Here is a 13425-nt window from a genome sequence, read left to right as displayed (position 1 = left end):
TTATCTTAAGAGAGCCTATCCATGCAAACACCATCCCCATCCCCGGCGCGGGAGGCATCGTCATGCCTGTCACCTGTGAGTGTCTGGCAACAGTTATTAACTTACCTGCTGGACAAGCACTACGGGCTGACGCTCAACGACACGCCGTTTTGTGAAGAAGCCGAGATCCAGGCCCACCTCGACGCCGGAATTTCGCTGCCGGACGCCGTGAACTTTCTGGTGGAGCGCTATGAGCTGGTGCGCATCGACCGCAGCGGTTTTAGCTGGCAGGAGCAACAACCGTTTCTGAACGCGGTCGATATTCTCCGCGCCAGACGCGCCACCGGCCTGCTCAAACCATAAAGACTGCGAGCCGCTTTCCAGTCACACAACGCCAAACCGATTTCTCTTTCTCCCCCGATGCATAATACGCCAGCCGTTACCAGCTGGCGTATTGGCTGTGATGTATGGACAACACACTATGCAAACTGAACCCGAGGTGTTAACCGACCACACCGAGCTGATTGGCTCGACCAACATTGCGCGTATCGTCACTGGACGTGATGCCGCGCTGCAACAGATAGAACAGCTTCTGACCCAGTTACAGGCCATTTCAACGCTAACGGCGACTATCGGTGGTGGCACCGCTGAAGACTGGGCATTGAAGCCAGGGCATCGCTACGATTGCTGGCTGACAGAAACGCCTGACAAGGCGATGCCAGCCATTATTCGCACGCTGGACAGCCATATCTGGCGCGACCTGATGCTGAAATCCGGCATGTTGTCATTGATGGACGCACAAGCCCGCAGCCAGTGGCATAAGAATCTGGACGAGGGCGACCTGCCGACCATCAGCGAAGCCAATATTCTCAGCACGTTTGAACAACTTCACCAGAGCAAGCGGGAGGTATTCGAACGCGGGGTGATTAACGTATTCAAAGGGTTATCGTGGGATTACAAAACCAACCATCCTTGCTACTTCGGTAAGAAAATCATCATCAGTAATCTGGTGACGTACCACCGTTGGGGCTTTGGCCTGAACTGGGGCTGGCGACGCGATCAACTGGCCGATCTGGAGCGGATGCTGTCCTTGCTGGATGGCAAACCCATTCCTGATAACCGGGGTGATGTGACTATCCGGCTGATGAACCATATTCGTGATAATCCTCATCAGCAAGAATACGAAGATACGTATTTTAGTGTGCGTTACTTTCAGAAAGGCACCGGGCATCTCATCTTTAAACGCCCTGACTTAATCGATCAGATGAACGACATTATTGCCAAACATTATCCGGGGATGTTAGCGGCGAGGTGATTAACCAATCATACTAGATGTGTATATCCCATTGACATATCCCATCAATATTCTATGCTATCGATAGCACAAAATTTCTCCAAGGAGACTGCCATGGAAAAAACCACAGTATTTAAAAGCAATCGCAGCCAGGCGGTACGGCTCCCTAAAGCTGTTGCGTTACCCGATGATGTTAGGCATGTCGATATTGTCGCCATTGGCCGCACGCGTATCATTACTCCGGCAGGCGAAAGCTGGGACAATTGGTTTGATGAAGCGGGCGTGACACCGGATTTCATGAGCACCAGAGAGCAACCGGATGAACAGATCAGGGACGATTTTTGATGTTGAAATACCTGCTTGATACCAACATTTGCATTTACACCATAAAGAACAAGCCGCAAGAGGTCAGAGAGGCGTTCCAGCGTTATTACGGGCAATTTGCGATCAGTTCTATCACGTTGATGGAGCTTATCTATGGCGCGGAAAAGTCGGCTAATCCAGAAAAGAATCTGGCGGTAATAGAAGGATTTTCCGCACGTCTGGACATCCAGTCCTATGGGTTTGATGCTGCCGTACATACCGGTCAAATTCGTGCCGAGCTGGCGAAACAAGGAACCCCCATAGGCCCGTATGATGCCATGTTAGCCGGTCACGCGCGATCCGCAGGTTTAATACTGATAACAAACAATGTACGCGAATTTGAGCGTGTACCTGGGCTACGAGTGGAAAACTGGGTAAGCCGATAAGCTGTATGCTGCCCTCCCCCAAAACAGGATATAATCCACCCTCTACTGCGGATAACCCGCAAAAAATCCAGCCAGAAAGGTTTGGGGGCCCATTTGGGGGCCTCTACGTTTTTCGAACTGGTGGAAATCCTTTTATTTCAATATAGATACGTGGTTAATTCGAATCCTGTAGGGGACCACCAGGATTTTCTGTCGCTGAATTCCACCGAGGTCAACCCGGCCTACCGGAAATCACGTCGATGTTGGGGGCCGCGATGAGGGCTCTTCTTGTTCAATGACTATTAGGGCACCCACAATATCACTTAATGCCCGGCAGATAGAAACCGCCAGGCCACAAGATAAAGCCTACAAACTGTAGTGGATAACAAAGTCAGGACACCGGGGCGGGGTCAGTCCAGAACTGGACGGTCTGTTTCATACGTTCATCGACTGACAACGAGAACACATCGGGGCGAGAATAATGGCCAACGACATCGAAGTCATAGCGCGCCCGAACCAGATAATCGGTATCGATAGTGGCTACCACCAAACCGGTTTGGCCGGTCAATGGGCCAGCCAGGACATCACCCAGCGGCCCAATGATGACACTGCCCCCACGTATGAGTGGCCGGTCGTTATCCCAATGTGGCACCTCAATACCCAGCGCTTGGGGAGACGGCTGCACCTGGCAAGCGCTAATAACAAAACAACGACCTTCGTGGGCGATGTGCCGCATTGAAGCCTGCCATACGTCACGTTCATCGACCGTGGGGGCACACCAAATCTCAACCCCTTTGGCATACATAGCCATGCGCAACAGTGGCATGTGATTTTCCCAACAGATAGCCGCCCCGATCTTGCCCGCTTTTGTTTGTAAAACAGGAAGAGTCGAGCCATCACCCTGCCCCCAAATCAGGCGCTCTGTACCTGTTGGCATAAGCTTTCGGTGTTTGGCCACCAGACCTGCTTCAGGCTGAAAGAATAGTGCGGTGCAATACAGGGTATTGCCGTCACGCTCGATAGCGCCAACTACCAAGGCTGCCTGGGTTCGCTGCGACAACTCGGCCAGCGCTTGCGTTTCGGGACCAGGTACATCAACGGCGTTTTGATAGTAGTTAGCGAACGCTTCCCTTCCTTCAGGTAAGCGATAACCTAAGCGAGTACCAAAGATCTCTCCTTTGGGATACCCCCCCAAGAGAGCTTCTGGCATGACGACAACGCTTGCCCCTGAGGCTTTGATTTCCGATTCGAAGGCAAGAATATTGGCTAGCGTTTCAGCTTTGCCATGTGGGGAAGAACCCAGTTGAAGTGCTGCAACGATTGTTGAGGGCATGTGGCATCCTTTGTCGTGCTGAGTAGGTTGCGCCATCTTCTCGCCTGCCACATTATGAATCAACCGAGCAAACTTCTTATCTGATATGAATAATATGAATATTAAGGATATTGATCTCAACCTGCTAAAGGTATTCGAAGCCTTACATGAAGAGGGAGGGGCAAGTCGCGCTTCGCTCCGGCTCGGCTTGACGCAATCAGCCGTAAGCGCGGCGCTGAGACGCTTGCGGGTGGTCTATCAGGACCCACTGTTTCAGCGAACCGGACGCGGGCTCATGCCTACACGCCGGGCGAATGAACTCAAGCCGTTGATTAGTGAGGCGTTGAATCGATGCCGTCAAAGCCTGGCCATCATTACCTCTAACACCGCCTATCATGACCGCACAGTAACCATCGGACTCTCCGACGATTACGAAATCGCTATTGGCCGTGATCTCATGGAGCGTGTAGCAACCCAGGCTCCGGGTATGCGGCTGATTTTCCGGCAGACCCACAGCCAGATTGCAGGGGAAATGCTGATGAGCCGGACGTTGGATCTGGCCATTGCTTCTGGCGGCTTCTCATCACGCACGCTTGGCCGACACGTGCTGGGGACGGGGAGCTATGCCTGCTTAATCGCCCCGTCACCCGGTAGGCCAGCCATCTCGGCATTGAGTTTTGACGAGTATGTTGGTCGCAAGCACTTGCTGATATCTTCTGGGGGAGTCACCGGAATCGTGGATGAGGTACTGACTGTGGTTGGACAGGAGCGGCATTTCGCCGCCTCGACGACCCACTTTGCCGCAGTGCCCTTCTTGCTAAAGGGAGAAGATATGGTGGCCACACTACCGACCCATGCGGCTCATGCAATTGAGCAATTTGGTTCGTTGCGCGTCATTCCCTGCCCCCTCGCTTTACCCAGTTATTCCGTCGAGCTGGGGTGGCGTACTGATGCCTTACGTGACCCCGCCGTGGCATTGCTAAAACAGTGCGTACTTGAGACCTTTGCATCTCTGAATTGGTTGAACCGGGAGCCACGCTAAACGTATTTTTCCTCATGCCAAACCTGGAGTGCTTTTAAATTAATTTATCAATTGAATTAACAACCTGAGAAATCTCATTGGGATTCATTCATTTACCGCCCTCCTGCGGCTCGAATTATTCAACATGCTGTGGGTTGTGCATCCTGAATCCCCCCTAAACCTGAAGCGGCAAATTTACTGGCCGATATTGAATGTGCGCAGAGTCGCGAGAATGGATTATCAATCACCATTTTTCGATTGCGGATGCTCACGGCGGCTTTGCTCGCAAGCATGGCAGGCGCGGCTTCCGCGTGCGGTCATTAAGCGTCGGCGCACTAAAAGTACGGTGGGTTTTCTGGCACTGGCAACAGCCAGTGTCAGAATCAAAAAGCGTAGAAAGCAAAGAACCGATGAGCGCATTTTTTGGCGATATACAGGGCGGCTGAGTCGCCCTGACTGGAGGCGTTATGTTACTGGCAGGCGCAATTTTTGTCCTGACTATTGTGTTGGTTATCTGGCAGCCGAAGGGGTTAGGGATCGGCTGGAGCGCGACGTTGGGCGCGATACTGGCTTTGATTTCAGGGGGTGTACACATTAGCGATATTGCCGTGGTGTGGAATATCGTCTGGAACGCCACGGCAACCTTTATTGCCGTTATCATCATCAGTTTACTGCTTGATGAGTCAGGCTTTTTCGAATGGGCAGCGCTGCACGTTTCTCGCTGGGGTAATGGCCGTGGCCGTTTGCTTTTTACCTATATCGTTTTGCTCGGCGCGGCGGTAGCGGCGCTGTTTGCCAACGATGGTGCAGCACTCATTCTGACACCGATCGTTATCGCCATGCTGCTGGCATTAGGGTTTAGTCACCGCACGACGCTGGCATTCGTGATGGCCGCCGGGTTTATTGCCGATACGGCCAGCCTGCCGCTCATTGTGTCAAATCTGGTCAATATTGTTTCAGCAGACTTCTTTAGTCTGGGATTCACGCAATACGCATCCGTCATGGTGCCGGTGAATATTGCCGCCATCATCGCGACGCTTGTGATGCTACACCTGTTCTTTCGCAAAGATATTCCGCCAACCTACGAGCTGGCCCTTTTGAAATCACCGGCAAATGCGATTAAAGATCAGGCCACGTTTAGAACCGGTTGGATAGTGTTGTTGCTCCTGCTGGCTGGTTTTTTTGTCCTCGAACCACTCGGTATTCCTGTTAGCGCGATTGCAGCCGTTGGCGCTGTCATTCTGTTTGTGGTTGCAAGGCGCGGTCATGCCATTAACACCGGCAACGTGCTGCGTGGTGCGCCCTGGCAAATTGTTATTTTCTCACTCGGAATGTATCTGGTGGTTTATGGCCTGCGCAACGCGGGGTTAACCGACTCTCTCTCTGGCGCGCTGAATGCACTGGCGGATAAAGGACTCTGGGCGGCGACGCTTGGCACCGGCTTTTTGACAGCTTTTCTCTCTTCTATCATGAACAATATGCCTACAGTGCTGGTTGGCGCATTGTCTATTGATGGCAGCACCGCGTCAGGCGTGATTAAAGACGCGATGATTTATGCAAATGTTATTGGTTGCGACCTGGGGCCCAAAATCACACCGATTGGTAGCCTGGCAACACTGCTCTGGCTGCACGTACTCTCACAGAAAAATATAACGATAACCTGGGGTGATTATTTCCGCACCGGTATTATCATGACGCTGCCCGTGTTATTTGTCACGCTGGCTGCGCTGGCGCTACGCCTCTCTTTCACTGTGTAATGAGATACAGATATGAGTAACATCACTATTTATCACAACCCGGCCTGCGGTACATCGCGTAACACACTGGCGATGATTCGCAACAGCGGCACTGAGCCCACCATCATTCATTACCTTGATAATCCGCCATCACACGATGAATTAGTAAAACTCATTGCCGATATGGGGATAAGCGTGCGGGCGCTGTTGCGTACAAACGTCGAACCGTATGAAGCGCTGGGGCTCGCAGAAGATCAATTCACTGACGCTCAGTTAATCGACTTTATGCTGCGCCACCCCATCCTGATTAACCGCCCAATCGTAGTCACACCGCTTGGAACGCGCCTGTGCCGCCCATCCGAGGTGGTGTTGGATATCCTTCCTGATGCGCAAAAAGGTACATTCGCTAAAGAAGATGGCGAGAAAGTCGTCGATGATGCAGGAAAACGCCTGAAATAAACAGCAAGGCACGGATGCCGTTTACCCATCGGTTGATAACCCGGGCTAATCCCTCGTGGCTGCCGCCATAATACGTCGCACGATGCGGCGGCGTCAGCGGCAGTTCTTCTTTAAGCCGCGCAACCAGATCGGGATTCGAGATGAATGGCTGGCCGATGAGAATCAACATCAACGTACCCGTGTAAGCCTGACGAAATTGGTGCAAGTACGATGCAGAAATATCAGCGCCACCTGAGCTGAAATAGTAGCAAACCCTCAACCACGGGGTCATTTTACCAGAAATAACCCATCTGTTTATCAACGGTATATAGACTGCACTTGACTCGTAGGGTTAAATCGTCTGTTCAAATAGTGCGTGCCGTTTTAGGCCGACACTATAATAAAAAATACTTATACCCACCATGACCGAGATGCCATCCATGCGAAAGTGTATTCTTGTTGTTGCCATGATCACTTTATTAACGGGTTGTATAACAAAATCACATGAGCCCGACCCATTACAAATTCAGCTTGCAAATTATGGAACGCTGCCCAAAGATTATCAGAAGCGTGTTAAAGATATTTTCTATTATCGATTAAAAGACCCCTACTCAGCTCATTATAAGTTTCAGGAACCTTACAAAGGTTACTCATGGATAATGAATGTTCCCGTCGAGAAAGAGCAATTAATGTTTGGCTGGATTATCCCTGTATCAATTAATGGCAAAAATGATTTTGGTGCCTATGCGGGTGCAATCAAAATCAACGTGGTCTACTCAAATGGTCAGTATCACGATCTCTCGACTATAAAAGAAAAAATAAGAATTGTACGCGTGCCATAAATCAGGCGATTAACGTATCAAAACGCCGCCCAAGGTATTATGCCCAATAAATACCGGGCGCTGATGGCCTGACAATCACGCTATCGCCATCAAGATGTACGGTGGCGATAGATATTCATATACGCTGTGCGTTGGCTGGCAACAGAAGAGGCATAATCATATGGCAATACATGGATTATTAACCCAAAAGAGGAGCTGCTCTTGTAACAGTTTTCTGGGTTACGCTTGCTAAATACGCGGCTATTAATAACAAAATCAGGCCTAATACCAATGGGCCACTGCCACCAACCTTATCAAAAATAACGCCGCCGAATGCCGCGCCCAATGTTATCGCCCCTTGTATCACCGCAACCATCAATCCCCCGCCGGCTTCCGCATCATCCGGTAACGATTGACTTAACCATAATCCCCATGCAACGGGGGCAGGCGTTGAAACCAGGCCCCAGAAAGTCAGTAATACGCTGGTGGCTAAAAACGATGCACCCACAGCTATCAATATTCCGGCAAGTAACGCCATCGTTAAGGGGATGACAACCAAATAAAAAAACAGGTGATGTTGCAATAAATTACCGATAAGCCAGGTACCAATAAGTCCACCGCCACCCACCAGCAGTAGTACGAATGATAATTGCGTCACTGACAGATGAGTTATATCTTCGAGAAAAGGCCGTAAATAAGTCAATACCGCAAACTGCCCCATAAAGAAAAAAAGAATCGCGCTCATGCCAAATGCCACTGAGGGTATACGCAACAGTTGCAATGGATTAGCCGATGCCTGTCTGTTTTTATTTCCCGGCAACGAAGGAATAGCACGCCATTGCCATATCACAGAAATAACAGCCAGAGGCACAACAATAAAAAAAGCCCCTCGCCAGCCGATATACTGGCCTAAAAAACTACCCAGCGGTGCGGCAATGGTTGCAGCCAGCGCATTACCGCCGTTGATTAACGCCAACCCCTTTGCAACCGCATGGGTTGGCACAAGACGCATCACTGTTGCGGTAGACATTGACCAAAAGCCGCCGATTGCGACGCCTAATAACGCGCGCCCCGCCATAAACATCATGCTATTGGTTGAAAATGTCACCATCGCCCCGGATAGGGTTAATAAAAACGTAAAACCAAGCAAGACTTTTTTACGATCCAGATGGCCTGTGATGGGCGTATTAAGCAAGCTCGTTATCACGGCGAAAAAACCCGAGACGGAAATAGCCTGCCCCGCCTGGCCTTGACTCATCGCCAGTTCGTGCGCAATCGGTGTCAAAAGACTGACGGGCATAAACTCTGATGCAATCAAGACCACAACGCCCAACGCCATCGAAAACACGGCCCCCCATATCGGACGATGGGATAGTCTGTCACGTATTATTACTGATTCTGCAACGCTCATTTATTCACCTTATTATCAAACGATAAGCAGATAATACGCCATAGACAGCCCATGGATTAGATAGGGTAATCTTTATGGACTTGTGAATAATATTCATCAATACTCTTGGTGTATTGATATTACGCTGATTACAGCGTTAAAACGATGCACCGTATTTATAGCAAAAAACGCATAAAAATAAGAAAAAATAGAAATGGAAATATATAGAAATAAAAAATGGCCGCGAGGCGGCCAAAAGACACAGCAATGCGCAACTAACAAATTGATTGGGATTAACATGGAACAAAAATACATTTCCACACAAGAGCGTCGAGCCAATCATCACGGATATAACCCGATGGCCTGATACTCATCAGGCCGAAAAATACGCGAGGTATCAGGCGCATCATCAACACCTACAATCTATAGCGTTATCATCCGCTAGCCACTGATTCGATAGATAGCACAATACGCTGGAATTCTTGCCTGATCGTATGAATCGGCTGTTAAAGAATAGGCGGGATATAGCGGGCAAGATACCATATAGCCTGATTCAAGACCGATTAGCGTAAGGGTTGCGTTTTATGTCAGAAAATCCAGAAATGATGCTACGCCACTGTCTTGCAAAGCTCATTAGCAAACATCTGGTCGATGAAGGTGATACCAATACCGATATTCAGGGATTGTCATTATTTCGTCGCGATATACCTGAAAAACCGTCTTTCTGCATGGTTGAACCCAGTGTGGTACTGGTTGTGCAAGGCGTCAAACAGATAATCGCCGGTGGCGAAACATACCGCTATGACACATCCCGCTTTCTTTTGACCTCACTGGATCTTCCCGCAACCTCACAGGCGATAACGGCCAGCCGCGAATCACCCTGCCTTGGGCTGGTACTCAAGCTGGATATGCAAATGATTTCTGAAATTGCCCATAGCAGCGGTCATGGCATTTCTGCGCGCACGCAGCCACGCAAAGGTATTGAAACCGGCTCAGTCACGCAGGCGTTGCTTGAGCCATTCTTACGTTTGCTCGCTTTATTAGATGAGCCTGATGCCATTGCTATCCTCAGCCCATTATTCAAAAAAGAAATTCACTACCGGCTTATTAAAAGTGACCAGGCACAGCGGTTGTGTGAAATTGCCTCTGTTGAGTCACATGGCTATCGCATTGCCAAAGCCATCGACTGGTTAAAAATGAATTACACCAACACAATAAAAATTAATGAATTGGCGGCCAGCGTACAAATGAGCAGGCCGACATTTCACCACCATTTCCGGCAACTGACATCCATGAGTCCGCTGCAATATCAGAAATGGCTGAGGCTTAATGAAGCAAAGCGTTTGATGCTAAATGAACAACTTGATGCCGCCACCGCATCCTATCGCGTCGGTTACGAAAGCCCTTCGCAATTTAGCCGTGAATACAGCCGGTTATTTGGTGCGCCGCCCAGAAAAGACATTGATAGCCTCAAAGGAAAATAATCAGTGACTAACGCGAGCCGCTGTCTGTTCGGTTTGGATATCTCACCACAGATTAGAAACATGCCGGGAAAGATGCTTGATTAAGAACCTCTGTGGGGCGTTCTTTAACGCGACATGTATTTCCGCCTACATCACTGGGTTGTGTCACCATGAATGATATTCTGGCGTTTCTTGCGGTAGCAAAAGAGCAAAGTTTTACGCGGGCGGCCACGAAAATTGGCGTCAGCGCGTCTGCATTGAGTCATACAATTCGAAATCTTGAAGAGCGTTTGGGCGTGCGGTTATTAACCCGTACCACGCGAAATGTTGCGCCTACCGATGCCGGAGAACGGCTCATGAAAACCGTTGGGCCGTTGTTTGAGCAAATCAGTACGGAAATTGAAAAAGTATGTGAATTACGCGATAAACCGGCAGGCACAATAAGAATTACCTGCTCTGACGATGCCGCCGAGCAGGTTTTGCGCCCGGTATTGCCCGCATTTTTTGCTGAATACCCTGATATTAATGTCGAAGTGAGTATTGATTACGGATTTACCAATATCGTAGAACAGCGTTTCGATGCCGGTATTCGGCTCGGCGAATCTGTTAGTAAAGAGATGATTGCCGTTAGATTAGGGCCAGACTGGCGTCTGTCGGTTGTCGGCGCACCGGCCTATTTCCAAAAATACCCTATCCCGCGCCATCCACACGACCTGACCACACACAAATGTCTTAATATACGCCATTCATTTGGCGGCAGCGTCTACGCCTGGGAGTTTGAAAAAGAGGGCCGTAGCATGACGGTTCGGGTAAATGGTCAACTGACGGCAAACAGTAATATTCATCTTCTCAATGGCGCGCTTGATGGAATAGGCCTGGCTTATATTCCCGACTTTATGGCACAGCCCTATCTTGATGATGGTCGCCTGATTGAAGTGCTGGCAGACTGGAGTCCATATTTTTCTGGCTTTCACCTTTATTATCCCAATCGCCGCAATACCTCGGCGGCATTTACGGCATTTATCGATGCGGTTAGATATAAAAAGAGGGCCTCACGCCTATCTGCGCCACCTCATCAACCGTGACAATAAACGCCTCACTATATATACTCACTATATATAGGTAACACCGATTATAGATTGTTGCTCTCCCCTGCGATTTTTTTATTATTACATCCAGCCATGCCCGTTCCATGGAATATCCAAACTGTGCTGGCACAGTAAGCGTATCCGATGCCTTCACGCTCGATGAGTTAACTGGACTGCCACCACGCCCATGTCTTTTTTCGATTTTCCGTTGATGTGGGTTGCAGTGAACATGCACACTCGCTCTATTATTCGCAAAATGTGTATAACACAGCCAGTCATCCCAAAAAATGGGTGATAATACCTGATGCAGATCATATTGATTTATATGATAAGACCGATAAAATCCCGTTCGATCGTCTGGAGCAGTTTTTTAAACATAATCTAAAATAGCGCCGCCTGACGCGTTGTTCACACCCTCGTGCTCGTCGTATTCCGTACAGTCATATCAACGGGCACAATAACCGTGGCAACCGTAGCGCGGGGAAATAATCATCTTGCCCGATGATGTTAAGACGCAGCCTGTATCTCTACTGTACTAAAGACTTTTTTATCTTCCGTCAGAATGTGTTCGATGCACAACTCATAGACAAGAAACTGTGAAATAGCGTCAAGCTCCAGATTCCCTCTTGAAAATAAATTCACCAGATAATCTAAGCGCGCAATCAAGTCGCGATGTCGCTGATGATGCTCTGCTCTGTCCAGTGATGCGTGATCACCTGAGAGTGTTCCTTCCTCGAGAGTGAAGTGTGATAACATCGCTTCACGCAACCGGGCAATATAATTCAATAATTGAGCTTTACTATAATCACGCTGCGCATACAACGCCCACTCGTTGGTCAGGCTGATCAATTTAAAATGATCGTTATCGATATCATCAACGCCCATCGACAAATGATCAGACCAGACAATCGAAGGGATATTTTTATCAAAAAGAATAGGGGCGTCGAATAACACCTTATTCTTACCCGTTATTTTTGCATCATATAATGCGCTATCCGCACGGTTAAACCAGCTACTCCATGTATCGGTACTCAGACAAAGAGAGACACCGATACTGACACTCACCGCTCGGTCAGGAAGAGCAACCTGATGATTCACCGCTTCACATAAGCGGTTGGCAATATTGTACAGACCAGAAAGCCCGGTATTAGGGAAAATCACCACCAGCTCTTCGCCGCCCCAGCGTCCGATAACATCCGTATCCCGCAACTGCTCCTGACACACGCGAGAAACCTTCACCAGGATCTGATCGCCAACAACGTGCCCATAGACATCATTAACTTGTTTAAAATTATCAATATCAATGATCGCCAGAGCAACAGGCGTACCATAACGCTTCAGCCGGCCCATTTCATAAGCGGCAACCTCATCGATTTTACGCCGATTCCACAGTCCGGTTAATCCATCTTTCAGGATGAGCTCCATATTTAAGTAATCGGTTCGCTCTTTTGTCATCAAAATAAAACCAACAGAAAAGCAAATCACCGTAATCAATACAGAGACGTACAACACCATTTGTGAGATGTCGCCTGAATAGAGACCTTTTATATCTTGTGAACGTAATAACGCAAAAAAGACCCGATACGTCAGTATCAGCATGTTGGCCAGAACAGCGAAAAGAATCAGATATTTTCCTCGCCCCTTAATCTGACGCCAGAAACGAGAAAGCGCATACAGAACCATTAACTCAATGCAAACATAAGCCGATGAGTTATAGATGATACGGGCATCTTTGCTGTCTTTATAAAAAAATGAAATGAACGTCACATATGCAATCAGAAACAGTTGTGTTTTAGACGGCGGTGGGATTTTTAGAAACTTATAAATCCCTGCCATCCACATAGAAATACTGATGGCAATACAGGTCTCACCGGCCCAAACGAACAGGCTGCCGTAACTTGCGGCACTAATGAAAAGGAGATAGCCAATGCCGTGCGCTATATTAGCGAAAGAAACATGATACAGGCCGGATATTCTTTCAGACGCCGATGCCAGTGAAATCGTCACCCCAAAAGTAAAATTAATGACAACAATAAGTAAGAAAATTGTTTTAATATCTAACATCAATCCCTACCCTAGCATTAAAAAGAGGTTGAAATCATTAATTATTTTAATGTAATGAACAAGACAAGATATTTCAGTCTATAAGGTTTAC

General features: G+C 48.6%; 13 protein-coding genes. 10 read left to right on the top strand and 3 right to left on the bottom strand.

Translation table 11 applies throughout. The features are described from left to right. Nucleotides 1–21 precede the first annotated feature (21 nt). The 4 genes from O1Q98_RS05130 to vapC all read left to right on the top strand — a co-directional run bounded on the left by O1Q98_RS05130 (nucleotide 22) and on the right by vapC (nucleotide 2022). Nucleotides 22–342, top strand: a complete 321-nt coding sequence (locus tag O1Q98_RS05130) for a TA system toxin CbtA family protein (protein ID WP_125258109.1) — start codon at nucleotides 22–24, stop codon at nucleotides 340–342. Nucleotides 343–460: 118 nt separating this feature from the next. Next, entirely contained in the window at nucleotides 461–1294 is an 834-nt protein-coding gene (locus O1Q98_RS05125) for a DUF4942 domain-containing protein (RefSeq protein ID WP_278143107.1), read from the top strand. A 93-nt stretch (nucleotides 1295–1387) separates the two neighbouring features. After that, on the top strand, nucleotides 1388–1618 hold the full coding sequence (gene vapB, locus O1Q98_RS05120) for a type II toxin-antitoxin system VapB family antitoxin (RefSeq protein WP_125258111.1): 231 nt from the start codon (nucleotides 1388–1390) through the stop codon (nucleotides 1616–1618). Then, a complete protein-coding gene (vapC, locus tag O1Q98_RS05115) occupies nucleotides 1618–2022 on the top strand; it encodes a type II toxin-antitoxin system tRNA(fMet)-specific endonuclease VapC (RefSeq protein WP_125258112.1) in 405 nt (134 codons plus the stop codon). The genes vapB and vapC overlap by 1 nt, the downstream gene beginning before the upstream one ends. A gap of 370 nt (nucleotides 2023–2392) precedes the next feature. Here vapC and O1Q98_RS05110 read toward each other — a convergent pair whose 3' ends face one another. After that, complete coding sequence (locus O1Q98_RS05110) at nucleotides 2393–3334, bottom strand: carbon-nitrogen hydrolase family protein (protein WP_125258122.1); 942 nt, start codon at nucleotides 3332–3334, stop codon at nucleotides 2393–2395. Nucleotides 3335–3419: 85 nt separating this feature from the next. On the opposite strand from O1Q98_RS05110, the gene O1Q98_RS05105 reads away from it, so the two are divergent. The 4 genes from O1Q98_RS05105 to O1Q98_RS05090 all read left to right on the top strand — a co-directional run bounded on the left by O1Q98_RS05105 (nucleotide 3420) and on the right by O1Q98_RS05090 (nucleotide 7350). After that, nucleotides 3420–4355, top strand: coding sequence for a LysR family transcriptional regulator (locus O1Q98_RS05105; RefSeq protein WP_125258113.1), 936 nt, complete (start codon nucleotides 3420–3422; stop codon nucleotides 4353–4355). Nucleotides 4356–4801: 446 nt separating this feature from the next. Further along, nucleotides 4802–6091, top strand: coding sequence for an arsenic transporter (locus O1Q98_RS05100; RefSeq protein WP_125258114.1), 1290 nt, complete (start codon nucleotides 4802–4804; stop codon nucleotides 6089–6091). 12 nt (nucleotides 6092–6103) lie between these two features. After that, the gene (gene arsC, locus O1Q98_RS05095) at nucleotides 6104–6529 is read left to right on the top strand and encodes a glutaredoxin-dependent arsenate reductase (RefSeq protein WP_125258115.1); all 426 of its coding nucleotides are present in this window, start codon (nucleotides 6104–6106) and stop codon (nucleotides 6527–6529) included. A gap of 419 nt (nucleotides 6530–6948) precedes the next feature. Beyond that, complete coding sequence (locus O1Q98_RS05090; RefSeq protein ID WP_125258116.1) at nucleotides 6949–7350, top strand: hypothetical protein; 402 nt, start codon at nucleotides 6949–6951, stop codon at nucleotides 7348–7350. A gap of 178 nt (nucleotides 7351–7528) precedes the next feature. Here the strand turns inward: O1Q98_RS05090 and O1Q98_RS05085 are convergent, their stop codons facing one another. Further along, complete coding sequence (locus O1Q98_RS05085; RefSeq protein WP_240632700.1) at nucleotides 7529–8629, bottom strand: MFS transporter; 1101 nt, start codon at nucleotides 8627–8629, stop codon at nucleotides 7529–7531. Between the two features lie 674 nt (nucleotides 8630–9303). Here O1Q98_RS05085 and O1Q98_RS05080 point away from each other — a divergent pair. Both O1Q98_RS05080 and O1Q98_RS05075 read left to right on the top strand, forming a co-directional pair. Continuing rightward, nucleotides 9304–10203 carry an AraC family transcriptional regulator gene (locus tag O1Q98_RS05080; protein WP_125258117.1) on the top strand — a complete coding sequence of 300 codons (900 nt, stop codon included), beginning with the start codon at nucleotides 9304–9306 and terminating at the stop codon, nucleotides 10201–10203. 149 nt (nucleotides 10204–10352) lie between these two features. Then, a complete protein-coding gene (locus O1Q98_RS05075; protein WP_125258118.1) occupies nucleotides 10353–11267 on the top strand; it encodes a LysR family transcriptional regulator in 915 nt (304 codons plus the stop codon). A 510-nt stretch (nucleotides 11268–11777) separates the two neighbouring features. On the opposite strand, the gene O1Q98_RS05070 is transcribed toward O1Q98_RS05075, so the two are convergent. Beyond that, nucleotides 11778–13334 carry a diguanylate cyclase gene (locus O1Q98_RS05070; protein ID WP_125258119.1) on the bottom strand — a complete coding sequence of 519 codons (1557 nt, stop codon included), beginning with the start codon at nucleotides 13332–13334 and terminating at the stop codon, nucleotides 11778–11780. Nucleotides 13335–13425: the final 91 nt, after the last annotated feature.

Origin of the sequence: Dickeya lacustris, assembly GCF_029635795.1 — a bacterium.
Lineage (GTDB): Bacteria > Pseudomonadota > Gammaproteobacteria > Enterobacterales > Enterobacteriaceae > Dickeya > Dickeya lacustris.
The sequence above is the reverse complement of the archived record's forward strand: the minus strand, read 5'-3'. Positions and strand labels throughout refer to the sequence as shown.